The 23,177-nt window shown below is 68.9% G+C and carries 25 protein-coding genes and 1 pseudogene; 13 read left to right on the top strand and 13 right to left on the bottom strand.

The genetic code is table 11. The features are described 5' to 3' along the window. Positions 1-69 precede the first annotated feature (69 nt). From LN037_RS33560 to LN037_RS13260, 6 genes and pseudogenes are all read right to left on the bottom strand, one after another. A complete protein-coding gene (locus LN037_RS33560; RefSeq protein ID WP_308286146.1) occupies positions 70-360 on the bottom strand; it encodes a maleylpyruvate isomerase mycothiol-dependent enzyme family protein in 291 nt (96 codons plus the stop codon). An 8-nt stretch (positions 361-368) separates the two neighbouring features. Further along, on the bottom strand, positions 369-683 hold the full coding sequence (locus tag LN037_RS33555) for a maleylpyruvate isomerase family mycothiol-dependent enzyme (protein WP_308286145.1): 315 nt from the start codon (positions 681-683) through the stop codon (positions 369-371). Between the two features lie 14 nt (positions 684-697). Beyond that, the gene (locus LN037_RS13275; RefSeq protein WP_230753173.1) at positions 698-961 is read right to left on the bottom strand and encodes an SRPBCC domain-containing protein; all 264 of its coding nucleotides are present in this window, start codon (positions 959-961) and stop codon (positions 698-700) included. A gap of 6 nt (positions 962-967) precedes the next feature. Further along, positions 968-1,180: an SRPBCC family protein gene (locus LN037_RS13270; protein WP_230753172.1), complete on the bottom strand. Its 213-nt coding sequence runs from the start codon at positions 1,178-1,180 to the stop codon at positions 968-970. Then, positions 1,177-1,494, bottom strand: coding sequence for an ArsR/SmtB family transcription factor (locus LN037_RS13265; protein WP_230753169.1), 318 nt, complete (start codon positions 1,492-1,494; stop codon positions 1,177-1,179). The genes LN037_RS13270 and LN037_RS13265 overlap by 4 nt, the downstream gene beginning before the upstream one ends. A gap of 113 nt (positions 1,495-1,607) precedes the next feature. Then, positions 1,608-1,769 (bottom strand): annotated as a pseudogene (locus LN037_RS13260) (ACR3 family arsenite efflux transporter); the annotation flags it as partial. A 141-nt stretch (positions 1,770-1,910) separates the two neighbouring features. Between LN037_RS13260 and LN037_RS13255 the strand changes: the two are divergent. Next, a complete protein-coding gene (locus LN037_RS13255) occupies positions 1,911-2,336 on the top strand; it encodes a LysE family translocator (protein ID WP_230753166.1) in 426 nt (141 codons plus the stop codon). Positions 2,337-3,238: 902 nt separating this feature from the next. Here the strand turns inward: LN037_RS13255 and LN037_RS13245 are convergent. After that, positions 3,239-4,240, bottom strand: coding sequence for an AraC family transcriptional regulator (locus tag LN037_RS13245; protein ID WP_230753164.1), 1,002 nt, complete (start codon positions 4,238-4,240; stop codon positions 3,239-3,241). A gap of 120 nt (positions 4,241-4,360) precedes the next feature. On the opposite strand from LN037_RS13245, the gene LN037_RS13240 reads away from it, so the two are divergent. The 4 genes from LN037_RS13240 (at position 4,361) to LN037_RS13225 (ending at position 8,322) form a co-directional block, all read left to right on the top strand. Further along, positions 4,361-4,681, top strand: a complete 321-nt coding sequence (locus LN037_RS13240) for a 2Fe-2S iron-sulfur cluster-binding protein (RefSeq protein WP_230753162.1) — start codon at positions 4,361-4,363, stop codon at positions 4,679-4,681. Between the two features lie 14 nt (positions 4,682-4,695). Beyond that, a complete protein-coding gene (locus LN037_RS13235) occupies positions 4,696-6,132 on the top strand; it encodes a cytochrome P450 (RefSeq protein WP_230753160.1) in 1,437 nt (478 codons plus the stop codon). Then, on the top strand, positions 6,129-7,343 hold the full coding sequence (locus LN037_RS13230; RefSeq protein WP_230753157.1) for an NAD(P)/FAD-dependent oxidoreductase: 1,215 nt from the start codon (positions 6,129-6,131) through the stop codon (positions 7,341-7,343). The genes LN037_RS13235 and LN037_RS13230 overlap by 4 nt, the downstream gene beginning before the upstream one ends. Positions 7,344-8,031: 688 nt before the next feature. After that, positions 8,032-8,322: a hypothetical protein gene (locus LN037_RS13225; protein ID WP_230753155.1), complete on the top strand. Its 291-nt coding sequence runs from the start codon at positions 8,032-8,034 to the stop codon at positions 8,320-8,322. A 154-nt stretch (positions 8,323-8,476) separates the two neighbouring features. Here the strand turns inward: LN037_RS13225 and LN037_RS13220 are convergent, their stop codons facing one another. The 6 genes from LN037_RS13220 to LN037_RS13195 all read right to left on the bottom strand — a co-directional run bounded on the left by LN037_RS13220 (position 8,477) and on the right by LN037_RS13195 (position 13,949). Further along, complete coding sequence (locus LN037_RS13220; protein ID WP_230753152.1) at positions 8,477-9,592, bottom strand: BtrH N-terminal domain-containing protein; 1,116 nt, start codon at positions 9,590-9,592, stop codon at positions 8,477-8,479. Next, complete coding sequence (locus LN037_RS13215; protein ID WP_230753149.1) at positions 9,589-10,209, bottom strand: PaaI family thioesterase; 621 nt, start codon at positions 10,207-10,209, stop codon at positions 9,589-9,591. The genes LN037_RS13220 and LN037_RS13215 overlap by 4 nt, the downstream gene beginning before the upstream one ends. Continuing rightward, entirely contained in the window at positions 10,206-10,394 is a 189-nt protein-coding gene (locus LN037_RS13210; protein WP_230753147.1) for a ferredoxin, read from the bottom strand. The genes LN037_RS13215 and LN037_RS13210 overlap by 4 nt, the downstream gene beginning before the upstream one ends. 135 nt (positions 10,395-10,529) lie before the next feature. Then, positions 10,530-11,840, bottom strand: coding sequence for a cytochrome P450 (locus LN037_RS13205; protein ID WP_230753145.1), 1,311 nt, complete (start codon positions 11,838-11,840; stop codon positions 10,530-10,532). Between the two features lie 91 nt (positions 11,841-11,931). Next, positions 11,932-13,215, bottom strand: coding sequence for a cytochrome P450 (locus LN037_RS13200; protein WP_230753143.1), 1,284 nt, complete (start codon positions 13,213-13,215; stop codon positions 11,932-11,934). A gap of 119 nt (positions 13,216-13,334) precedes the next feature. Further along, entirely contained in the window at positions 13,335-13,949 is a 615-nt protein-coding gene (locus LN037_RS13195) for a TetR/AcrR family transcriptional regulator (RefSeq protein WP_230753141.1), read from the bottom strand. A gap of 166 nt (positions 13,950-14,115) precedes the next feature. Between LN037_RS13195 and LN037_RS13190 the strand changes: the two genes are divergently transcribed. The 8 genes from LN037_RS13190 to LN037_RS13155 all read left to right on the top strand — a co-directional run bounded on the left by LN037_RS13190 (position 14,116) and on the right by LN037_RS13155 (position 23,077). Beyond that, entirely contained in the window at positions 14,116-14,718 is a 603-nt protein-coding gene (locus LN037_RS13190) for a TetR/AcrR family transcriptional regulator (protein ID WP_230753139.1), read from the top strand. Positions 14,719-15,118: 400 nt separating this feature from the next. Further along, complete coding sequence (locus tag LN037_RS13185) at positions 15,119-15,529, top strand: SCP2 sterol-binding domain-containing protein (protein ID WP_230753136.1); 411 nt, start codon at positions 15,119-15,121, stop codon at positions 15,527-15,529. 39 nt (positions 15,530-15,568) lie between these two features. Then, positions 15,569-16,675: an NDMA-dependent alcohol dehydrogenase gene (locus LN037_RS13180; RefSeq protein ID WP_230753134.1), complete on the top strand. Its 1,107-nt coding sequence runs from the start codon at positions 15,569-15,571 to the stop codon at positions 16,673-16,675. Between the two features lie 38 nt (positions 16,676-16,713). After that, complete coding sequence (locus LN037_RS13175) at positions 16,714-18,342, top strand: long-chain fatty acid--CoA ligase (protein WP_230753131.1); 1,629 nt, start codon at positions 16,714-16,716, stop codon at positions 18,340-18,342. Positions 18,343-18,362: 20 nt separating this feature from the next. Further along, positions 18,363-19,748, top strand: a complete 1,386-nt coding sequence (locus LN037_RS13170; RefSeq protein WP_230753127.1) for an aldehyde dehydrogenase family protein — start codon at positions 18,363-18,365, stop codon at positions 19,746-19,748. Beyond that, the gene (locus LN037_RS13165) at positions 19,748-20,545 is read left to right on the top strand and encodes an enoyl-CoA hydratase/isomerase family protein (protein WP_230753124.1); all 798 of its coding nucleotides are present in this window, start codon (positions 19,748-19,750) and stop codon (positions 20,543-20,545) included. The genes LN037_RS13170 and LN037_RS13165 overlap by 1 nt, the downstream gene beginning before the upstream one ends. Positions 20,546-20,558: 13 nt before the next feature. Then, on the top strand, positions 20,559-21,359 hold the full coding sequence (locus LN037_RS13160; protein WP_230753122.1) for a TIGR03084 family metal-binding protein: 801 nt from the start codon (positions 20,559-20,561) through the stop codon (positions 21,357-21,359). Continuing rightward, on the top strand, positions 21,356-23,077 hold the full coding sequence (locus tag LN037_RS13155; protein WP_230753119.1) for an acyclic terpene utilization AtuA family protein: 1,722 nt from the start codon (positions 21,356-21,358) through the stop codon (positions 23,075-23,077). The genes LN037_RS13160 and LN037_RS13155 overlap by 4 nt, the downstream gene beginning before the upstream one ends. The last annotated feature ends 100 nt before the right edge of the window (positions 23,078-23,177 follow it).

The following is a 23,177-nucleotide window of genomic DNA, read 5'->3' as shown; positions in this document are numbered from 1 at the left end:
GTCCGAAACAGCTCAGAACCAGGCTCGCTGCCGCTCACTGGATCGCCGGGGCCGGCGCCGCGGTAGGCATCAGACGGTCAGGCGTGCGGCCAGGGTCGTCGCGCCAGGTCCGGTGAACTCGGCGGCGATTCCGCGTCGCCCGGCCATCGCCATGAGCAGCGCCTCGCCGGTGCCTTCGACCAGGGGACCGGTTCCGGTGCTCCAGTCGAGATCGGTGGCTTGCAGCGTGAGCCCCTTGATTAGCTTGGTGGCGCTGAGTGTGGGTGCGGTGCGGGCGGTGTCGAGGGCCGCCACGAGCCGTTCGCCGGGAATCTCGCGGGGTAGGCCGAGGGGTCGCCGGATGTCCTGCTGGTGGATCATGCCGTCGGTCAGGGCGATCCGGCCGCCATCATCGACGTCAACCCCGCGGGCTGGATGTGTTTGCGGGCGCGGGCCAGGAGCTCGTCAGGGCTCTTGTCGGCATGATCGGCGACCCCGGCCGCGTTGGCGCGGTCGACGCTGCCGCCGGCCGTCAGCATGCGGACCGCTAGTCGAACCCATCCGAGGTCCTCGTAGCTGTAGACGTGGGCGACCAGCTCGCGGACCCGCCACTGCTCGCAGAGCGTCGGGGCGTTCCACTGGTCCGGGGTGAGGTCAGCGAGCAGCTCAGCTAGCTCCGTGCGCTCGTTTCGGGCGAGGCTCATGGTGTTCGGGCCAGTCATCGCTGCTCTCCCACGGAGTTGGCGTAGCCGTCGATCAGGAGGGCCCATCCGCCGCCGCCCTCGATGGTGGCGCGGACGGTCCCGCCCCCGACGAGGCGGTCGAGGTGGCGGTGCTCGACGTCCACGACGGTCTCGTCAGGGCCCTCGGACCGAAAACGGACCTCGATCTCGCTGGCATGGGCGGGGTCGAGGTCGAACTGGAAGGAGCCGTTGATCTGCCAGGTGAACAGCACCCGGTGCGGCGGCTCCCAGACGAGCACCCGGCCTCAGTCGCACTCCCTGCCGTCCACTCCGCGCTCGTACCAGCGCCCACCGACCCGTGGCTCCAAGACGATCCGGTCGACCTCGGCGGCCCCGATGTGGAACTGGTGCGGCCACCAGGTGTCGAACCGGCTGGTGAACACTTCGAACGCCTGCTTCAGCGGAACCGCCACGGTGACGGAGCCGCTCAGTGGAGGGATGGCGGGCCCGCTGGTCATGAGTCCTCCGGATGGGCGTCGGGGTCGGGTCGGGGGCCGTACGGGGCGGCGTCGGCGGTCTTCGCGAAGGCGATCAGGGCGTCGCTCCACACCCCGTCGAACCACGCGCGCAGCGCGGCCACGCCGTCGGGGTTGAGTCGATAGATGCGTCGGGTGCCCTGGGCCGTGCGCGTGACCAGCCCGCCGTCGTGGAGCAGTTTGAGGTGCTGGGATACCGCGGGTCGGCTGATCGGGAGTCGGTTGGCGAGTTCCTGCACCGAGCAGGGCTGGCGTGCCAGCAGCTCGAAGATCGCGCGTCGACTGGGGTCTCCCAACAGCCCCAATCCACCATCTTCGTTCGTCGACACGAACGGTAAGCCTAGTCGAACTAATGTGAGGAGGGCGACTGCGAGCAGGACGTCACGGGGCCCGGGCAGGCGCGGCGCGGCTACTGCGAGACATAGACCAGCCCGACAAGGACAGGGACCTCGATCAGCGGGCCGACGACCCCAGCCACGGCTGGCTGCTGAAGGCGGCCCGAGGTGGCGACGACGACGACGAGGGCCAGCTCGACGTTGTTGCCTGCGGCGGTGAACGCCAGCGTCCTGGTGCACCCGAAGACCCTGTACTCATGGCTCGCTGAGCAACTGCAGAAGTGCGGCGATGGAGGGGCGCGAGGCGGTGCGGGTGCGCGCGACGGCAACGAGGTCGCGGGTGAAGGTCTCCTGCAGTTGGAGCCGGTCGACCGCGGATGGCCGTAGCCGCAGCATGGAGTCGCGCCTACCTGATCTGGGCCGGCGCGAGAACGTTCGCCCGCCCCGCCGCCCCGGTCCTCTCCCCCGTTCCTGGCGCGCAGGTCGAGTCGCCGCCCGCGAACCGGTCGACCTTCGCCCGGGGCATCGGGGTCAGCGGGCTGAACCCGAAGTCGCTGCTGCTGTTCGTGTCCCTCATGCCGCAGTTCGCCGACCCCGGCCGCGCCTGGCCGGTCGCCGGTCAGCTCGGCGTCCTCGGCCTGACCTACGTGGCCACCTGCCTCGTGGTCTCCCTCGCTCTGGGCACCCTCGCCGCACGCTGGCTCACCACCCGACCCCGTCTCGCCCGGGCCGTCAGCCGAACCTCCGGAGCCATCATGACCATCGTCGGGGTGCTGCTCATCGCCGAGCGCCTCCTGTTCTAGCCCCAGCAGTCGGCCTGCCCCTCGAGCCTGCAACCGGAAGCACCGTGTCAACTTCGTAAAGTGAAACTGGAGGCTCCGCGAAATGGAGCTTCCGTCCCCGTCCGAGCTCGCACGTTATGTCAGCTTCTCTGAAGGGGAGTCAGCCGAGCCGGTACTGTGATATTCCGCGTTATCGCAGTATTGCTCGCAAAGGGAAGTCCGCCGACGTATCGCTCAATGGCACAATCTAAGTTATCAGACCGGCTTTGTTTACGCCAACCGCACTGTGCTGACATAATACATTGAGGCCGGCGCTCGCGCAGGCCTTGCTGTAGTCCTGCTACAGGGTGTCCGCGCTGAGGTCCACATACCTCGTCGAGTGTTCGGTCGCCCCGGCGATGCCGACATCGGCGAGATTGGAAGGCGCAGCCCTAAGCCAACTCGACGAACACGACCCCAGGGTCCCGCTGTGATGCGAACATCGCCCGCCTCGTTGCTTCGCTGGCGCATCGGACGAGGTCGGTCCTCGTCGAGGTTTGACCGCAATCCGATCACGTGGTGCCGGTCTGGCGTGCGAGGCACGGACCCACCACGCTCGATGTCGAAGGTCGACGGGCGGCACTTCCTCGCGCTGACCTGCCCGCGACTGTAGACAGCCAGTTGGTGGTGCCCCCTGGTGGCCAGGTGAAGGCCCCGATCGGAAGGAGTACAGCTGCTGTTGGGTCGGCTTGGCTCCTTTCGTTCGGGCTTGGCGCATGTGGTAGGACTCGCCGCCGGTGTCGACGACGTGGGCGAAGCGCAGGAGCCGGTCGAGCAGGCTGACCGCGAGGTGGTGTGTTCGAGCAAGGAGCCGGTCCCACCGGTCGATGATCCGTCCGACGGAGTTGTCGGCTAGTAGATGGCGCTCGCCGACCGTCGACGTCTCATGAACGAGCTTGGAACTCCCTCGGCGAACGGCCGGTCCAACGCTTGAATGCGTGGGAGAAGTTCGCGACGTCGCTGTAGCCGAGTTCGGCGGCGATCTCGCTCACCGGCAAGGAAGTGTCGAGCAGACGTAGCGTCGCCCGGGCCTGCAACACGGATTGCTGAAGTTGACGGAAGGTCGTGCCCTCGTGCGCGAGCCGCCGCTTGAGTGTGCTGACCGAGAGGGCCAAGTCGAGTGCTACGGCCTGGATGCCGGCGCTGGCGGGGTCCCGCTCGACGAGCCGGGTCACCTGCTCGGTCGTCGACGCCCGACCGGATCGCGCCGCGAGTGCTCGTCCGAGGTTGTCGACAGAGACTCGGTACGCGACGGGGTCGGAGAAGCGACAGACTTCATCCAGTCTTCCCGCTGGGATGTGCACGTACGAGGCAGGCGCACCGAAGCCGATGCGGCCGTCCGGGATCTGCTCCGGCGGAAGCGACGCCGGCGCGGGCCAATTGAGTCTGAGGGCGAGGTCCGGGACCGGCCCGGTCAGCATGTCGAGGAGCCGTAGGAGCGCGTACCCGCCGTAAGCGACCACCAGGGAGTCCAGGGCGGCGTCGTTCGTGTGTCCGGAGAGTCCGATGGTCAAGCCGCCATCACTGGGTTGGACCTGCGGGTGAAGAGCCGTCGAGATGATCGGCAGGTAGGCGAGGAGCTCCACCACGTCGGCGACCGAGCCGGCACTGATGAGCGGGAGGGTCAACGCACCGAAGGTGGTCAGCTGGGCTTCACCTGCCACCGAGAGTCCCACGATGGTCGCCCGGTCCACATCGAGGCCGGGGTAGACCTCACGGAACCACCGCAGCGGAATCTGCTCACCGCGCCTGATCAATAACTCGAGGTCGACTCCCTCCCGAGTCATGATGTCGAGGAGCTCGCTTGTCACGGTCGGGCCGAGCGAGCCGTGCTCGAGCAGCTGGAGCAACGCGATCGGAGGCATCCCGGTGTCCGTCGGGTTCATCGTGCCGTGTCCCCCATGAGCTGTATTCACAACATTGTGGCACCGCTCTCCTCTGGTGGCGAGGACCCTTCCGATCGACACTGGCGACTACCGATGTCGCAGTCCCAGAAGGAGCCGCTCATGTCCAGTGTCACCTTTGTCACCCATGAGGGTGAGAGCCACGAGGTTCCGCTCGACGACGACCGCTCTCTGATGCAGATCGCGGTCGACAACGGAGTGCCTGGCATCGACGGCGACTGCGGCGGGGAGGCGGCCTGCGGCACGTGCCACATCGTCGTCGATCCCGCCTGGACCGACACCGTGGGCATGTCCACCGAGGTCGAGGAGGAGATGCTGGCGATGAACCCCGAGCGTCACCCCACCTCGCGACTCGCGTGCCAGATGACGGCGGCAGAGAAATGGGACGGACTCGTCGTCCAGGTCCCCGAATTCCAGATGTGACGGGTGGAGGAGACATGACCATGAAGACGCTCTCGCAGACGATCATCAGCACGATGAGGTCAGCCGGCGACTCCGTGCAGTCCGCTGCCGAGGCAGCCCAGTCAGCCCTCCCCATGAATGTCCTGCTCCGGGGCGCTCAACTCTACGACAAGACACGTCGCATGGTGACCGGTGACGACAAGATCTTCACCGAGACGCCGATCCCGCCCGCCGCCGACGTCGCCCTCGCCGACATCGACCTCAGCAACCCGTTCCTCTACCGGCAGGGCCGGTGGGCCGAGTATGCGGAGCGCGTCCGCAACGAGGCGCCGGTGCACTTCCGACCCGAGAGTCCGTTCGGGCCGTTCTGGTCGGTCACGCGCCACGCCGACATCATCACCGTCGACAAAAATCACGAGGTCTTCTCGGCCGAACCCTTCATCATCATCGGGGAGCCACCGCGCTTCATGGACGTCGCGATGTTCATCGCGATGGACCCGCCGCGTCACGACCAGCAGCGGGCAGCGGTCCAAGGCGTCGTCGCGCCCAAGAACCTCCGCGAGATGGAGGGCCTCATCCGATCCCGGGTGCGGGAGGTCCTCGACGACCTCCCGACCGACCGACCCTTCAACTGGGTGCAGGACGTCTCGATCGAGCTGACTGCCCGCATGCTCGCGACTCTGCTCGACTTCCCCTACGACCAGCGCCGCAAGCTGGTCGAGTGGTCCGACCTCGCAGGTTCTATGGAGCAGGCGAACGGTGGTCAGTCGGACAACGACGAGGTGTTCCGCGGCATGCTCGACGCCGCCAAGGGCCTCAGCGCGTTGTGGCACGACAAGGCGGCTCGTCGCGCAGCGGGCGAGGAGCCGGGCTTCGACCTCATCACGATGCTGCAGAGCAACGAGGACACCAAGGACCTGATCGACCGCCCGATGGAGTTCCTCGGAAACCTGATCCTGCTCATCATCGGCGGAAACGACACGACCCGGAACTCCATGAGTGGCGGCGTGCTGGCGCTGAACCGGTTCCCGGACCAGTTCGAGAAGCTGAAGGCGAACCCCGACCTCATCCCGAACATGGTCTCCGAGATCATCCGTTGGCAGACCCCCCTGGCGTACATGCGGCGGGTGGCGACGTGCGACACCATCTTGAACGGCCAGTTCATCCGAAAGGGCGACAAGCTGGTGATGTGGTACGCCTCGGGCAATCGCGACGAACGCGTTTTCGACCGGCCCGAGGAGCTGATCATCGACCGGAAGAACGCGCGCAACCACATCGCGTTCGGGTTCGGTGTCCACCGGTGCATGGGCAACCGACTGGCCGAGCTCCAGCTCCGCATCCTCTGGGAGGAGCTCCTCCCCCGCTTCGAGAACATCGAGGTGGTGGACGAGCCGGAGTACGTACAGTCGAACTTCGTCCGCGGCATCAGCAAGCTGATGGTCCGCCTCACCCCGAAGGCCGAGGTGTCGTGACACCGAGGGCGCTCGTCGTCGGTGCGAGCCACGCAGGGGCCCAGGTCGCGGCCGGCCTGCGGCAGCACAAGTGGGACGGCGACATCGTGCTCATCGGCGACGAGGCGGCATTGCCGTACCAACGGCCACCGCTGTCCAAGGCCTACCTGGCGGGCGACATGGCGGTGGACGCCCTGGCCATTCGCGGCGCGGACTTCTACGCGAAGCAGGAGATCACCCGGCGCGACGGCGCGGTCGAGTCCATCGACCGCGCCGCACAGCAGGTCGAGCTCGCCGATGGTGCGCGTCTGCGGTACGACCGGATCGCCCTCTGTACGGGTGCACGTCCCCGACGGTTGAACGCCCCCGGTGAGGACCTCGAGGGCGTGTTCTATCTCCGTACTTCGGCGGACGTCGAAGCCATCCGGGTGGCAGCACGGACCGGAGGTCGGGCGGTCATCGTTGGTGGCGGTTACGTCGGCCTGGAGACTGCGGCGTCCCTACGCAAGTTGGGCCTCGAGGTGATCGTCCTCGAGGCCGCCGAGCGCGTCCTGGGGCGCGTGACAGCGCCGCAAGTCTCGGCGTTCTACACGCGCGTCCACGCGGAGGAGGGCGTCGAGATCCGGACCGGTGCCGCGGTGGAGGCCTTCGCGGGCGACCGCCGGGTACAGGAGGTCGTGCTCGCGGGTGGCGAGCGGATCGCGGCTGACTTCGTCATCATCGGGATCGGGGTCCTGCCGAACACCGACCTCGCGACGACGGCCGGGATCGTCGTCGACGACGGTGTGGTCATCGACGACCGGGCTCGGACCTCCGATCCGCTGATCACGGCGGCCGGAGACTGCGCGAGCCACGACATGGCACGTTACGGCCGCCGGATCCGGCTCGAGTCGGTGCCGAGCGCGGGTGAGCAGGCGAAGGCGGCTGCTGCGACCATGTGCGGAAAGACGAAGGAGATCGCTGCGCTGCCGTGGTTCTGGTCGGACCAGTACGACCTGAAACTGCAGATCGCCGGTCTCAACCACGGCTACGACGAGATCGTCGTCAGCGGCGATCCGACTCGTGACCGGGCCTTCACATGCTACTACCTGCGCGAGGGTCAGCTCATTGCCGCTGACTGCATCAACCGGCCGCGCGACTTCATCTTCTCCAAGCAGACGATCTCGTCCGGCAAGGAGGTGGACCGGGCCGAGCTCGAGCGCACCGATTCTCGCGTAGGAAGCTCGAGGTAACGACCGGGGCGAGTCGCTTATCGCAGGGTGCGGCTCGGCAGCAACGGCCGTGACCCGGGCGGTGCCATTGGTGGGCGACCGGTCGGCGCCCGCCCATCGCCCGCCCATCGCCCGCGTCCGGCGACGCGGGCCAGCAAGCTCGTGGCGTGCTGGACGGTGGGTGCGGATCGATTGCGAGACGTGGGGACTCGCGCTTCCGACGACCACCTCGAGAAGATGCTCGAGGTCGTCGTCGAGATGTACGCGCGCTCGGGGCAGCCGAGGAGGTTCGGGCGTCGTCGGTCGCTGTCCGATCGGAAGGTCAGCAGTCCCAGCCTTTCGAAGACGAGCCGTTGGCTCGAGGGCTCGAGCACGTGCCACGTGATCGCCGAGCTCGGGGTTCGAGTTCCTACGGAAGCCGGGCGGATGCTCCCTACCGGGCTCGTCGGTCGTGAGCGTTTTCGCGTAGTTGCCCACCCTCAGCGAGAACGCCGCATTCTTCGCGGGCCTCCGCGTCATGGTGAACGACGCTCCCGGCGGTTCTGGGCCACTGTTGCCAGCGGCGGGGCCGCCCCGACATCGGTTCAGCGGCAGTATCTCCCTCACGGGTCGGTCATGAGAAGCCATCGGGCGGTTCCCACGAACGCCTGCGTGCCTCCCAGCGCACGAGCCGTGACACGGATGAGGCCTGACCACCGGTCCCACCGTCGTGCAACGCACCGCCTCGGCCATTGGACTCGCTGCGCTGACGGCCTTCTTCACGAGCACTCAGGCCCAGAACTACGCGGACCGCCAAGGACTGATGACCGCGCCCGATGCACCTGCGTCACTGACCGTGAATATGAACATGTCCGAACAATTGAATGCGCACGTCTTCGACACAGCCTTCTCGAACATGATGCTCGCGGTGGCAGGACTCTCAGCGCTCGCAGCGCTGTGTGCGCTCACTCTCCCGCACGGCCGACCGAGCACGGGTTCACCGCGGGTCGTCGAGATGTAGGCGCACGAGCCGCGGCAGGGTGACCGGGCTCGATCCATCGCAGGGCATGGACCAGAGTTGCCCATGCCCCGGCGCTCGACGCCGGTTCGGCGCCCGAGCAGGGAAGCCGTCTCGCGCGACTCGGTTGTACTGTCCGACCCGTCATGGCACAGGGTCAGCGGGCGTGAGACAGGTTCTCCAGCTCAACGCAGGCGTTGCTCTCGAGCCGAGGGAGTTCACCCACCAGTTCTGCGACGACTTCCCACCGGTGCTCGACGGGGTCGTCACCTCCGCTGCCTGCCGCTGAAGCGGCGACGTGTGTCCAGTGGGCGGCGAGGTCGCGGTAGGCGGCGGCGGCGGGCGCGGCGGCGGGTTCGACGTCGGCGAGTTCGGTGAGGAAGTCGGCTTGGAGGCGGCGGAAGAGTGCGCCGCCGGTGCCGGCTTTCTCGATGAACACCGCGAGGGTGACGAGGGCGGTGTGGAGGTCGGCGCCGGGCGGCCCGTCTTCGGGGAAGTGCTCGGGCCAGTGGGCGAGGTCGTCGGCGAAGGTGGCGACCCCGGCGATGCCGCTGGCGCTCAGACCGTCGGGGTGGGTGGCGACGGGCGTTCCGGCGCGGAGCGCCTGGGCGGTGTCGGCGGCGGCGGCGAGGCTGGTGGCGCGTTGGTCGGGCAGCGCGGCGGGGAAGCGCATCGGGTAGCAGGTGTGGCGGGTGGGTTCGGGGAAGCCGGTGGAGGCGCGGGCGACGGCGAGTTGGGCGGCGGGGATGAGTTGGGGGGCGTCGCGGTCGTTGTCGACGACGCGGACCTGCTCAGTGGTGGGGTCGTAGCCGGTGACGACGATGTCGTGGCGGCTCATGTGCATGCGGACCCGCAGGTAGGGAAGTTCGCGCATGTCGGCCCAGCACAGCAGCGGACGCCCGGCGTCTAGTTCGTGGCGCAGCCAGTCGCGGCCCTGGTCGGGGTCGTCGGTGCTGCGCACGGTGAGGTCGATCCCGAGGCGGCGGGCGAGTTTCCCGGTGAGGTCGGGGCCGCGTCCGACGAGGTAGAACGGAGCCCCGAGAGCGGGGCCGCGGAGGTAGCTGAAGGCCAGTTCCCCGCCGAGGCCGAACACGGTGCCTTCGTCGAGCGGGCTGTCGCTCCAGGACAGGCCGGCCCATTCGAGCAGGTCGCGTAGCGCGCCGGAGCCGCAGTGCCCGGCTCGGCGGTGGGGGTAGTCGGCGACCCCCACCATCGTGGTGTCTGCGGCCTTGTCCGTCCGGGTGCCCGCGTCGCTGTTCTGCGTGCTGGTCATCGGTCTTCTCTGCAGGTGTATTCGGGATCGCCGTCGGTGACATCGGGACGGACGGCATCGGGGCGGGGGCCGAAGACGTGGTCGAAGTGGGCGGGTCCGTAGCGGGTGAAGTGTGCGAGGTCGACGACGACGAACACGGCGTTGGCGTCGAAGCTCAGGGTGCCCTCGGGGTCGGTGCCTTCGGCGCTCATGTGCAGCTTGCGGCCCTCGCGGTGCACGAGGCGGGCGCGGATGCGGTAGGTGGTGCCGAGCTGCACCGGGCGGCGGTAGCCGACCTCGAGGGTGCGGGTGACGGCAGGTTCGGCGATGAGGTAGAGCACGAACCCGAACAGGTCGTCGCAGGCGGCGGCGACCGCGCCGCCGTGGGCCAGGCCGGGAGCTCCGACCTGGCGGCGGTCGAAGACCTGATCGCAGACCACCGTGTCGCCCTCGCGGCGGACCTGCATGTTCAGGCCTGCCGCGTTGTCGGGTCCGCAGCCCAGGCAGTGGGTGCTGTGGGGCGGCAGGGCGACCGCGAGGCCACTGTGGTGCTCTCCGGGCGTCGGCAGTCCGGTGCGGTCGGGCGGCACCCTGGGCCGCTCGGGCGGTGGTGGGGCGGGGTGGCCCGTCTCGGTCACGGCTCCACGCTCAGGGCGCGGGTGGGGCATTCGGCGACGGCGGCTTCGACCTCGCGGCGCTGGGAGGGATCGGGGTCGATGAGCAGGTGGGTGATGCCGTCGGGGCCGACTTCGAACACGTCCTCGGCCGCGGCCTCGCACATGCCGTGCCCGGTGCAGCGGGTGGTGTCGATGTGCACTCGCACGTCGGTGATGGCCTTCCTGTCTCGGTGGAACGACCCGGAGCTGGCCGCTGATCGGCGGTCGCCGGGCCGACACCTGCCGAGGGATACCTCCTTCGAGGTATCCCTCGGCGGTGGCGGTGTACCTGCGGGGTGGGTTCAGGTGGCGTTCTGGGCGCGCCAGGCGGGCATGCGCTTGACGACGTTGAAGAAGTTGCCGGGGGTCAGCTCGGGTTCGCCGGCCTCGAGGTCGGGTAGGCGGGTGAGCAGCTCGGTGAACAGGGCCTTGAGCTGGAAGCGGGCGAGCTGGTTGCCCAGGCAGTGGTGGATTCCGCCCCCGCCGAAGCTGATGTGCGGGTTGGGGTGACGCGAGAGGTCGAGTTCGTGGGGCCGCTCGATGCGGGCTTCGTCGCGGTTGGCCGAGGAGTAGAACATGACGACTTTGTCGCCCTCGGTGATCTGTTGGCCGGCGAGCTCGCAGTCCCGGGAGGCGGTGCGGCGGAAGGTCATGATGGGGGTGGCCCAGCGGACCAGTTCCTCGACCGCGTCGGGCAGGCGGGCCTCGAGGTCGCCGAGCAGCCAGGCGCGCTGCTCGGGGAAGTCGGTCAGGCCGCGCAGCCCGTGGCTGGTGGACTGGCGGGTGGTGTCGTTGCCGGCGATGGTGAGCAGCACGAAGAACGCGCCGATCTCGTGGTCGGTGAGGACCTCCCCGTCGACCTCGGCCAGCGCGAGAGCGGTGATCAGGTCGTCGGTGGGGTTTTCGCGGCGCTCGGCGGCCAGCCCGGACGCGAGCTGGTGCATGTAGCCCATCGCGCCGAGCAGGCTGGTGAAGACCTCTTCGCGGGTCTCCCCGACGAGCTCGGGGTCGTTCCAGCTGGTGCCGACCTTCATCTGGTGCGCGGCCTTCTGCCGTTCCCCGTCGGGGACGCCCATGATGTCGTTGATGTTGTGCATCGGCAGCAGCTCGGCGCACTCGGCGACGAAGTCGGTCTGTCCGCCGTCGCGTTCGAGGGCCTCGATAAGGTTGTCGACCACCATGGCGGCGTTGGCCTGGATGCGGTCGTTGATCCGCCGCATCTGCTTGGGCGTGAACGCCGAGGCGACCAGGCGCCGCAGCTTGGTGTGTCGGGGCGGGTCCATCCCGATGATCGACTGTCCGGCCTCGACGAACTCCGCGGGCAGGTTCTCCATCAGGATCCCGGGCCCGGACAGGAAGTCCTCGTGCCGCTTGGTGACCTCGACGAGGTCGTCGTAGCGGGTGACCGCCCAGAACCCGTAGTCCTCGGGGTCCTCGAGCAGCTGGTCCTGGAACGGCGGGTGCCAGGTCACGGTGCCGCGCTCGCGCAGCAGCGCGAACGTCTTCTCCCGCACGTCGGCCGAGGTCGACCAGAACGCCCGCGAGGAGATGTCGAGCTCGTCGTAGGGCCGGTCTGGGTTCCCGCTGGCCGAGCGGGTCACATGCTGCGTCATCGCCGGATGCTCCGATCCCGAGGTCGGGGGCTCCGTCGTGGTGGTGGCTCCACGCCGGATGCCGCAAGACTGGACACAAACCTGCAGTTCGTCAAGACAGATAGCGGGAATCTTTCCTGTTCTGGGTTCTCACTGGGCCGGGATGCAGAGGCAAGGTGGCGAGGCCCCGGAAGGACAGCCCGCGTCGCCAGTTCGCGTCGCCGGCGGGGGCGAGCTCGGGGAAGCGGGTCAGCAGGCGGGGGAAGACCTCCGCGGCTTCCAGGCGGGCCAGCGGTGCGCCGAGGCAGAAGTGCAGGCCGCCGCCGAAGGACAGGGGCGGACCTTCCCGGCGCGTCAGGTCGAGCCGATCGGGGTCGCTGAACACCGCCGGGTCGCGGTTGCCGGCGCCGAGCAGCATCAGCACCACCTGCCCCGCGTGAATCTCGAGGTCCCCGATGCGGGTGTCGGCCAGCGCGGTGCGCCCGTTGGTCTGCACCGGGGCGTCGAAGCGCAACAACTCCTCCACCGCGAGACCCAGCTTCGCGGGGTCGGTCTCGGCGGCGAGTCGGGCGCGTTGCGCCGGGGCGGCGAGCAGGGCCGAAAGACCGTTGCCGACCAGGTTGGTGGTGGTCTCGAATCCGGCGGCGAAGAGCAGGATCGCGGTGCCGACCGTCTCGTCGTCATCGAGGACGTCGGCGCCGCGGGCGTGAGCCAGCCGGCTGAGGAGGTCCTCGCCCGGGCGGGCGCGTTTGTCGGCGAGCAGCGCGGTGAAGTAGTCCGCGAGCTGATCCTCCGCGGCGGCCGCCGCGGCGACGGCGGTCGCGTCCGCACCTGGCTCCAGCGGCGCCACCAGCTCCCGCACCCACGGCGCAGCCATCGCCCGGTCGGACTCCGGGACCCCGAGCAGGTCCCCGATCACCCCGACCGGCAACGGCAGCGCGAGCTCGCTGATCGCGTCCACGCTCTCGCGGCCCACCCAGCCATCGAGCAGCTCCTCCACCCGCAGCACTACCGAGGCGCGCAGCTCCTCCACGTGGCGAGGGGTGAACACCTGGGAGACCAGGCGCCGCAGGCGCCCGTGATCCGGGGGGTTGCGGAACAACATCGTGCGTCGGAAGCGGCGCATCGCCCGCCGGCGCAGTTCCTCCGGGACCGCGGCCAGCGCGAACCCCAACGACTCGTCGGCCTTGCCCAACGCCCGATCACGCAGCGCCGCCTCGCAGTCGCGGTAGCCCGAGAGCACCACCAGTCCCGCGCCGGTCCGCAGCCGCGGTGCCCGCGACTGCAACCACCGGTACCCCTCGTACGGGCCTGCGGCGCCATGATCGGTCAGCAGCAGCTCCAGCAGGCCCCGCTCCAGCTCCGGATCAGCCTGCACCAGCCCCGGCGTCACCATCAGCGAACACCCCGAACGGAGCTTCCTGGTCTCGTGTCACCCACCGGTACAGCGTCGAGCACGCCAACGACGGCGTCAAGACATTGGTACCGAATTTGTCCATTTCTCGTGGATCAGTTCTAGAGGACCTCGGCCGAGGTCTCGTCCAGCGGAATTCCCAGTTCCCGCAGGGCGCCGTATGCCATCTTCGACAGAGCAGCAACGAGTTCGGTCCGAGGAATCGGTTCCCGGACGTGCGCGGTGCCGTTCAGCATCGACAGCATGAGCTTGACGACGACTCTGGCTTCCGCGACCGACACGTCGACGAAGTCGCGGATGGCGGCTACCCACGCCGTCTCGTACTCCCGCTGGCGAGCACGCAGAGCGCGGAGGTCCCTCGGAGCGAGTTCCATCTGCTCTCGCACGTACACGGCGAGGCTGACCCGTTCCCGAACCGCGAACTCCACGTGCATGTCGACGAGGGCAGCCACGCGCAATGGCCCGGACGGACTGTCCTCGGACAGTCGCCTGCTCCCCTCGAGAAGATGGTCCATCGCATCGTCACAGAGCCTCAGGAGGATGTCCGACTTGGTTGCGAAGTGCCGGTAGACGGCCGGTCCCGAGATTCCTGCAGCGTGGCCGATGTCATCGATGCTGACCGCTCGGAAGCCGCGCGCCGCGAACAGATGGGCCGATGTCCGGAGGAGCATCGCCTTACGGGGGAGCCGCCGCTGACGATCGACGTCGTCAGTCACATCCGCTCCCCGTCGTTCGATCTGCCCGGACACCGCGCCTGGCCCGATCCAGCTGCGCACAGGTTAGTTGCGACCGAGCTGACGCGCAGGCGACGGAGACCCCCCACGGGTACCGAGGCCCTCGCTCTCCGCCCCTTGCGTGGTCCGCGCCGCCTATCGTGTTGCTGTGCGCGCACCGGACGACCGCGGTCGGTTGAAGATGATGGAAGCTGCGCTCGACGTGGCGGCGGACGAGGTTGCAACCCACGGCTGGGAGGGCTTGCAGGTCCAGACGGTGGCAGTACGCCTCGGGGTGAGCCGACAGACCTTGTACAACGCCTTCACCAACAAGCACGGGCTCGCCCAGGCGCTTGTCCTCAGGCTGACCGAACGCTTCCTCGACGGCGTCGAGACAGCCCTTGCCGGGAGCAACGACGTCTTCGAACAGTGGCGGGCCGCTATCGCCTACACGCTCGACACCGCAGCCGGCGACCCGCTGCTCAAGTCCATCCTCACAGCCGACGGACGGGATGACCTCCTCCCCCTGCTCACCATCGACGCGGGACCGATCGTGCACATCGCGCGCGAGCGCCTGGCCGAGGTCGTGGTGCGCGCCCATCCCGACCTCCCCGCGACTGTGGCACGCGATGCTGCCGAGACCGCGACGCGACTCGCCATCAGTCACGTGGTCCTTCCTCTGCACGAGAACGACCATGTCGCGACGCACATCGCCGTCCTCATCTCCCGGTACGTCGCGCACGCTGAGCGGACCTCTACCGCGAACCCCTGACCACCGCCCCCTCCCGTTGGTGACGTCGTGGAGCGGGATGCCGACTCCCAACCGCGGAGCATGCGGGTGGTCAACCCCGACCCCGCCGCATAAATGGACATCGAAGCGTATTGCGTCTTGACACGTCCGCGTGTCCTGTCCAAGCTGAGCCGAGGCCCGCGAGCGACCGCCACACCGGGTGACGGCGGGAGCAGGCGATGGGCGGGACCCGCCGCTCCCGTCTCACCGCCGAACTAGCACGGTCCCGGGTAGCGGGCGGCCCGTGAGGTAGAGCGTGCGTCAGGGAGCGCAGCGCCCGAGTTGACCTGCCCGGGCGGCCCCTCCCCGAGGCGAAGGGGGCGGGGAGGGGCCGCCACCCTCTGTCAGAACACTGCCTGTCACACGAGGAGGAGCACGATCGATGGGTGTCTTCGCGGACGAATCCGAGGTCTACGAGTATCTGGGCGAGATCTTCCGGATCGGCACGAAGAAGGACGGGCTCTCGGAGAAGCTCGCGGCCTCCGGCGTCGTTCTCCGCATCCACTACACCGATCCGGACGCAGTGGTCACCGTCGACATGCCGGCGGAGACCGTCGAGACCGGGCGCGCCTCCGTCGCGACACCGACGGTCGAACTCCACATGTCCGCCGACACCGGGAACCGGTTCTGGCTGGGCAAGGTCAACCTGGCCATGGCCCTGGCGAAGGGCACGGTCAGGGCCAAGGGGTCGACGCCGAGATTATTGAAGTTGATCCCGATGTCCAAGGAACTCTTTCCGGAATACCGCCGCCTGCTCGAGGAGCGCGGCCGTACCGACCTGCTCAACGCATAGCACGACCACCATCGACATCGGACGAGGGAGCAGACGACCGTGAAGACCCGTGCAGCCGTCCTGTGGGAACTGGGTGGGAAGTGGGAGGTCGAGGAGGTCGAACTGGACCCGCCGGAGTCCGGCGAGGTCCTGGTCAAGCTGACGGCCAGCGGGCTCTGCCATTCCGACGAGCACCTCGTCACCGGAGACCTGCCGTTCCCACTCCCGGTCGTCGGCGGACACGAGGGCGCCGGCAAGGTCGTCGAGGTCGGCGAGGGGGTGACCGACATCGAGGTGGGCGACTCGGTCGTCCTCACCTTTCTCCCCTCCTGCGGGCACTGCTCCTACTGCGTGCGCGGGATGACCAACGTCTGCGACCTCGGCGCTGCGCTCATGATGGGCCCCCAGCTCGACGGCACCCACCGTTTCCACGCTCGCGGCGAGGACCTCGGACAGATGTGTCTCCTGGGCACCTTCTCCGAGTACACCGTGGTACCCACCGCCTCGGTCGTGAAGGTGGACGACGGGACCGCGCTCGACAAGGCGGCTCTCGTCGGTTGTGGCATTCCCACCGGCTACGGCAGCGCGGTCCGGACCGCGGAGGTGAAGGCCGGGGACACGGTGGTCGTGCTCGGCGTCGGAGGCATCGGCGTCAACGCCGTGCAGGGCGCCCGGATCGCAGGGGCCCGGTACGTCATCGCCGTCGACCCGGTGGCCTTCAAGCGGGAGCGCGCCCTCGAGTTCGGTGCGACCCACGTGGCCGAGTCGGCCGATGCCGCCTGGGAACTCGTCAGCAGGCTGACCCGCGGTCAGATGGCGGAGGCGTGCATCATCGCCACCGACGTCGCGGAGGGGTCGTACACCGCCCCGGCGCTCGCGCTGGTGGGGAAGCGCGGGCGGGTCATCATCACGGCCATCGGGCACCCGGAGGAGGAGACCATCACGGCCTCCCTGCTCGACATCACCCTGTACGAGAAGCAGATTCGCGGCGCGCTCTACGGCTCGTCCAATGCGCAGCACGACGTGCCTCGGCTGCTCGAGCTCTACAACGCGGGCCTCCTCAAGATCGACGAACTCATCACCCGCGAGTACCGCCTCGAGGACATCAACCAGGGCTACGAGGACATGCGCGAGGGGCGCAACATCCGCGGCCTGATCCGGTACTGATCCGCCGTTCCGCCGACCGAGCACCGCCGAGGACGCCGATGCGCAGCACGATGCAGGACCGCCCCCTGACCGTCGGCGAGATCGTCACCCACGCCGCCCGGGTCCATCCGGACCGCGAGGTCGTCACCGCCGTCTCGCCGACGGACTTCCGCCGGGTGTCCTATCGCCAGACCGCAGAGCGTGCAGCCCGGTTGGCGAACGGTCTGCGCGAACTCGGGGTGACCGGGGATCAGCGGGTCGGCACCCTGCAGTGGAGCAACCAGGAGCACCTCGACGCGTATGCGGGCATCCCGTCGATGGGTGCGGTGCTCCACACGTTGAACCTCCGGCTGCCCCCGGCCCAACTGTCTTACGTCGCGACCCACGCCGAGGACAGCGTCCTCATCGTCGACGGCTCGCTGCTACGTCTGTTGGCCCCCGCCCTGCCGGCGATGCCGACCGTGCACACCGTGCTGGTGGCGGGCGAGGGCGACACCTCGGTCCTCGACGGGGCCGGGAAGCAGATTCTGCGCTACGACGACGTCCTGGCCGGCTCCTCGCCGTCCTTCGACTGGCCCGACCTCGACGAACGTGCGGCCGCCGCGATGTGCTACACCAGCGGCACCACGGCGGCACCGAAGGGTGTCGTCTACAGCCACCGGTCGATCTGGCTCCACTCGCAGGCCGCGTGCACCAGCAATGCGCTCGGCATCGGGTTCGACGACACCGTCCTCGCGATCGTGCCCATGTTCCACGCCAACGCATGGGGGATTCCCTACGCCTGCATGATGAGTGGTGCCGGGCTGCTGCTGCCGGGCCCGTTCCTCCAGGCCGCACCGCTGGTGGAGATGATCGAGCACGAGCGGCCGACCATGTCTGGAGCCGTTCCGACGATCTGGCACGACATCCTCGGTCACCTCGAGGACCATCCCGACCGGGACATCAGCTCGATCCGATTCGTGGCATGCGGTGGGTCGGCCGTTCCTCGATCGTTGATGGAAGCCTTCGACGAGCGTGGGGTGACGATCGTCCAGGCCTGGGGGATGACCGAGACGTCACCGCTCGCCACCGTCGCACTCCCGCCGTCGTCGGTCGACGCCTCGGGCCAGATGGACCTGCGCTGCACCCAGGGTCGACCGGTCGCGGGCGTCGAAGTACGCCTGGTCGACGACGACGGCCGCCCGCAGCCGCACGACGGCACATCCGTCGGCGAGATCCAGGTGCGGGGCCCGTGGGTGACGGCCTCCTACTACGGCGACGAGGATGCGGAGAAGTTCGACGACGGGTGGCTCCGCACCGGAGACGTCGGTGTCGTGAACCAGGAGCAGTTCGTCACGCTCACCGACCGGGCGAAGGACGTCATCAAGTCCGGAGGCGAATGGATCTCGTCGGTGGCCCTGGAGAACGAGATCGTCGGGCATCCCGAGGTGCACCAGGCCGCGGTCGTCGCGATCCCGGACGAGAAGTGGCAGGAGCGGCCGCTGGCCGCCGTCGTCCGACGGCCGGGGTCCACGGTGTCGGCCGGTGACCTGCGCCGATACCTCACCGGGCGGGTGGCCAAGTGGTGGCTGCCCGACTCGTGGACCTTCGTCGAGGAGGTTCCGCTGACGGGCACCGGGAAGTACGACAAGAAGGTGCTGCGGCGCCGATTCGCCGACGGTGAACTCGCCGTCGAGCAGAGCCGCTGAGCACGGGAGCGAGGACCGAGATGTCTCGCACCGTCGGCGATCCAACGATCGTGGAGAGCGAACTCGCACGCCTACGCCGGACCTTCGACGGCGGTCGTACGCGCGGCCTGGCCTGGCGCCTGGCTCAGCTGGCCGCTCTGATCCGGCTGCTGGACGAGGAAACAGAGCGAATCGTCTCGGCGCTCGCGGCTGACCTCGGACGAGGTCGCCACGAGTCGTGGTTGGGAGACATCGCCTCCACCCGCGGCGAAGCCGAGTACGCGCGGAGACGGCTGCGGTCCTGGATGCGGCGACGGCACACCGGACTTCCGCTGAGCATGATGCCGGGTCGCGCGTTCTACCAGTACGAGCCACTCGGGACCGTTCTCGTCATCGCCCCGTGGAACTACCCGTTCTACCTCTCGCTCGGTCCGATGATCGCAGCCCTTGCCGCCGGCAACACCGTGATCCTCAAACCTTCCGAGCACGCACCGTCGAGCGCGGCCACGATGGCGGAACTGTTGCCCCGCTACCTCGACCCGGACGCCATCGCCGTCGTCGAGGGTGCGGCCTCGGTGACGCAGGCGGTCATCGCGCAGGGTGTCGATCACGTCTTCTTCACCAGTGGTCCCGAGATCGCCACCCACGTGATGCGGGCTGCGGCAGAATCGCTGACGCCGGTGACGCTGGAGCTGGGCGGCAAGAGTCCGGCGATCGTGACCGGCGAGGCCGATCTCGACGTCGCCGCCCGACGACTGGCGTGGGTCAAGCTGCTCAACTCGGGACAGACCTGTATCGCCCCCGACTACGTCCTGGTGCAGGAGGACCTCCGGGAGCCCCTCCTCGACCGTCTCGTCTCCGTGGTCACCGAGTTCCGGTCCGAGGAGACGTCGATGCAGCGGGTGATCGACTCCCGCCACCTGGGACGCCTCGAGCGACTTCTCGACGGACACGGCGGACGGGTCGTCCTCGGCGGGTCGGTGCTCGACGACCCACCCTCGATCGCACCGACCATCGTGGCTGACCCGGACCCCTCGTCCGCGCTCATGCAGGAGGAGATCTTCGGTCCCATCCTGCCCGTGCTCGGTGTGCCGTCCCTGGACGTAGCGATCGCCTTCGTCACGGCCCGCCCCAAGCCCCTCGGCCTCTACCTGTTCTCCGGATCGGCGAGGGAACGGGAACGGGTCCTCGCGGAGACCAGTTCGGGCGGTGTGGTGGTGAACCACGCCGCGATGCACTGTCTCGTCCCGCACCTGCCCTTCGGTGGGGTCGGGCGCAGCGGTATGGGTGCCTACCACGGCAAGTGGGGGTTCGCGGCCCTGAGCCATCGCAAGGCCGTGCTGTCCAAGCCGGAGAGGCCCGATCCACGTTTCGTCTACCCTCCGTACACCCCGCGGGTGGAACGACTGCTGCGACGGTTGTTCTGATGAGCGATCGAGCCGACGACGCCCGGTCCACGACGGACGAAGCGGTGCACTACGAGCGCGCGGACGGCGTCGCCTGGGTCACCATCGACCGTCCGGAAGCGAGAAATGCGCTGAATCGCGCGGCGCGGGACGGTCTCTTCGACGCCGTGCATCGCTTCAATGCCGACGACGAGGCGCGAGTGCTGGTGCTCACGGGCGCCGGCGACAAGGCCTTTTGCGCAGGAGGTGACCTCAAGGAGATGTCCGAGACCGGCCTCACGGTGCCGCCACCGGACTTCGCGCCGCAGTTCGGTCGCAACATCGAGGTCGCCAAGCCCACGATCGCCGCGGTCAACGGGATCGCCTACGCGGGAGGCTTCCTCCTGGCCCAGCAGTGCGACCTCGTGGTGGCCGCCGAACACGCGACTTTCGCCGTGAGCGAGGTGCGGGTCGGCCGCGGGTCGCCCTGGGCCGCGCCGTTGTCGTGGCTCGTCCCACCGCGCGTCGCCCTCCAGATCCTGCTCACGGGCGATCCGCTGGACGCGGAGCGAGCGCGGGAGGTCGGCCTCGTGAACGACGTGGTGCCTGCTGCCGACCTTCGCCGTCACACGCAGGCGTTGGCGATGCGCATCGCCGCGAACGCACCGCTCTCGGTGCTCGCCTCGAAACGTACTGCCTACCTCTCCGCGCACCTCCCGCTCGAACAGGCCTACGACGCGGCCGAACGATTGTGGGAACCCGTTTATCGCAGCGAGGACGCGCAGGAGGGGCCGCTGGCATTCCGCCAGAAACGAACCCCCGTCTGGAAAGGACGATGACGTGGCCGTAGGCATGGCCGACCTCGTGCAGGACCTCCGGGCCGAGACGGCCGAGCTCCGCAGGCTCCTCGTCGACCTGCCGGAAGGGCCCGGCGGTTGGGATCTCCCCTCACCCGCCGACAGCTGGTCCATCCGGGATCAGATCACCCACCTGGCCTTCTTCGACGACGCCGCCCTGCTCTCGGCCGCGGCCCCGGAGCGGTTCACGTCCGAGCTGGTGGCCGATCTCCTGTCCGGCCATGTCACGCCCGACAGCGTCGCCCGCGATCATCAGCATCTCCCTGGAACTGCGGTGCTCGCCTGGTTCGACCGTGCGCGTAACACCTTGTCGGACACGTTCGCCGTCCTCGATCCGGCGCGGAGAGTGCCGTGGTTCGGCCCGTCCATGAGTGCGGCCTCCTCCTTGACCGCCCGCCTCATGGAGACCTGGGCCCACGGACAGGACGTCGCCGACGCGCTCCTCACGACGCGCACACCGACAGCGCGGTTGCGCCACGTCGTGCACATCGGGGTCGGGGCACGGGCCTTCAGCTATCTCGCGCACGACCGCGAGGTCAATACCCACCCGGTCCGTGTGGAGCTGACCGCGCCGGACGGCAGCGCGTGGACGTGGGGGCCGGCGGACGCGTCGGACAGCGTCACCGGTTCGGCACTGGACTTCGCTCTGCTCGTGACGCAGAGGCGCCACCGGGACGACACGACGCTGGTGGCACGGGGTGCGGTCGCCGACGAATGGCTCTCGATCGCCCAGTCGTTCGCGGGTCCTCCGGGTGCGGGCCGCGCCCCCGGTCAGTTCTCGAAGGAGGCCCCGTGACTCGCCCGGTGCGGATCGGCAATTGTTCCGGCTTCTACGGCGACCGGCTCCACGCCGCCCGGGAGATGGTCGACGGCGGCCCGATCGACGTCCTCTGTGGGGACTACCTGGCCGAGCTCACGATGCTCATCCTCGCGAAGGCCCAGGCCAAGGACCCCTCGGCGGGGTACGCCCGCACGTTCCTGACCCAGATGGAACAGGTACTCGGGACATGTGTGGAACGCGGCATCCGGGTGGTCGCCAACGCTGGCGGCCTGAATCCTGCCGGGCTCGCCCACGCCCTCCGCGAGCTCGCGGACTCCCGCGGCATCCCCGCCATGATCGCCCATGTCGAGGGTGACGATCTCCGCGGGAACCTGGCCTCCGTCGAGCCGGCCGCCGACGACGACCGGACGGTGTCGGCCAACGCCTACCTGGGGGGCTGGGGAATCGCCGAGGCGCTCGCTGCGGGCGCCGACGTCGTCGTGACCGGTCGCGTCACGGACGCCTCGCTCGTGGTCGGTCCTGCGGCCTGGTGGCACGGATGGCATCGGGAGGACTGGGACCGCCTGGCCGGTGCAGTGGCCGCCGGCCACGTCATCGAGTGCGGCGCGCAGGCCACGGGCGGCAACTACCCCTTCCTCACCGAGATCACCGACCGCCGTTACCCGGGCTTCCCGATCGCGGAGGTCGCCCAGGACGGTTCCTCGGTCATCACGAAGCACCCCGGGACCGGGGGGCTCGTGTCGATCGGAACGGTGACGGCTCAACTGTTGTACGAGATCGCCGGGCCGGCGTACGTCGGTCCCGACGTCACCGCGCACTTCGACGCGGTGGAGCTCCGCCAGGTCGGCCCCGACCGGGTCGAGCTCTCGGGCACCGTGGGGAGTCCACCGCCGACGACACTCAAGGTGGCCCTGAACGAGGCGGGTGGCTATCGCAACTCCATGACCATGGTGCTCACCGGTCTGGACATCGAGGCGAAGGCCGCCTACGCCGAGCAGCAGTTGGTCGACCTCCTCGGTGGTCGCGACACGGTCGCCGAGCTCGACTTCCGGCTGCTGCGTTTCGACACCCCTGATGCCCCGGGCAACGACCGCGCGACCGCCCACCTGCGGGTGACGGTGAAGGACCCCGATCGGCGTCGGGTCGGCCGAGCCTTCTCGAACACCATCATGGAGATGGCTCTGGCCGGATACGCGGGATTCCACACGACCAGCCCCCCGACCGCCGAGTCCGCGTACGGGATCTACCGACCCGCCCGCATTCCCCGGAGCGCCGTCGAGCAGACCGTCGTCCTCCCCGACGACGAACGTCTGGTCGTCTCCGATCCGCCGACGTCGGACCAGGTGGTCCGGCGCCCGGTCCCGCCAGCACCGCGACACGACGGGGGCGGCCCGTCGCTCCCCCTACCTCTGGGCACGATCCTCGGTGCCCGCTCCGGCGACAAGGGCGGGGACGCCAACGTCGGACTGTGGGCCCGTGACGACGCCGCCTACGCATGGGCGGCCGACCACCTCACGGTGGAACGTCTCCGGATCCTCCTGGGTCCGGAAGCTGCCGAGCTCGACATCGAGCGCTTCGAACTCCCCAACCTGCGTGCCCTGAACGTCGTGGTGCACGGCCTGTTGGGCGAGGGGGTCGCATCGACCACCCGACCGGACGCCCAGGCCAAGGGGCTGGGCGAATACCTGCGTTCCAGGGTCGTGGACATCCCCGAGGCGCTCCTCCCGGGGTGACCCCGTGCGGTGTCCCCCGCCCATCGGCCGTGCGCGAGGTGCATGTCGGGGTCGGCTCACGATGATCGGCGAGACAGGCGCCGCCCGGCGTCCGACCCCG

Origin of the sequence: Actinomycetospora soli, from assembly GCF_021026295.1 — a bacterium.
GTDB classification, from domain to species: domain Bacteria; phylum Actinomycetota; class Actinomycetes; order Mycobacteriales; family Pseudonocardiaceae; genus Actinomycetospora; species Actinomycetospora soli.
This window is presented reverse-complemented; position numbering and strand designations above follow the sequence as displayed.

Excerpts from the sequence above, each read along its gene's own strand:
- LN037_RS33560 (WP_308286146.1), bottom strand. The coding sequence starts at position 360 with ATGATCCACCAGCAGGACATCCGGCGACCCCTCGGCCTACCCCGCGAG.
- LN037_RS33555 (WP_308286145.1), bottom strand. The coding sequence starts at position 683 with ATGAGCCTCGCCCGAAACGAGCGCACGGAGCTAGCTGAGCTGCTCGCT.
- LN037_RS13270 (WP_230753172.1), bottom strand. The coding sequence starts at position 1,180 with ATGACCAGCGGGCCCGCCATCCCTCCACTGAGCGGCTCCGTCACCGTG.
- LN037_RS13255 (WP_230753166.1), top strand. The coding sequence starts at position 1,911 with ATGGCCGTAGCCGCAGCATGGAGTCGCGCCTACCTGATCTGGGCCGGC.
- LN037_RS13245 (WP_230753164.1), bottom strand. The coding sequence starts at position 4,240 with ATGAACCCGACGGACACCGGGATGCCTCCGATCGCGTTGCTCCAGCTG.
- LN037_RS13240 (WP_230753162.1), top strand. The coding sequence starts at position 4,361 with ATGTCCAGTGTCACCTTTGTCACCCATGAGGGTGAGAGCCACGAGGTT.
- LN037_RS13235 (WP_230753160.1), top strand. The coding sequence starts at position 4,696 with ATGACCATGAAGACGCTCTCGCAGACGATCATCAGCACGATGAGGTCA.
- LN037_RS13220 (WP_230753152.1), bottom strand. The coding sequence starts at position 9,592 with ATGACCAGCACGCAGAACAGCGACGCGGGCACCCGGACGGACAAGGCC.
- LN037_RS13205 (WP_230753145.1), bottom strand. The coding sequence starts at position 11,840 with ATGACGCAGCATGTGACCCGCTCGGCCAGCGGGAACCCAGACCGGCCC.
- LN037_RS13200 (WP_230753143.1), bottom strand. The coding sequence starts at position 13,215 with ATGGTGACGCCGGGGCTGGTGCAGGCTGATCCGGAGCTGGAGCGGGGC.
- LN037_RS13185 (WP_230753136.1), top strand. The coding sequence starts at position 15,119 with ATGGGTGTCTTCGCGGACGAATCCGAGGTCTACGAGTATCTGGGCGAG.
- LN037_RS13175 (WP_230753131.1), top strand. The coding sequence starts at position 16,714 with ATGCGCAGCACGATGCAGGACCGCCCCCTGACCGTCGGCGAGATCGTC.
- LN037_RS13170 (WP_230753127.1), top strand. The coding sequence starts at position 18,363 with ATGTCTCGCACCGTCGGCGATCCAACGATCGTGGAGAGCGAACTCGCA.
- LN037_RS13165 (WP_230753124.1), top strand. The coding sequence starts at position 19,748 with ATGAGCGATCGAGCCGACGACGCCCGGTCCACGACGGACGAAGCGGTG.
- LN037_RS13160 (WP_230753122.1), top strand. The coding sequence starts at position 20,559 with ATGGCCGACCTCGTGCAGGACCTCCGGGCCGAGACGGCCGAGCTCCGC.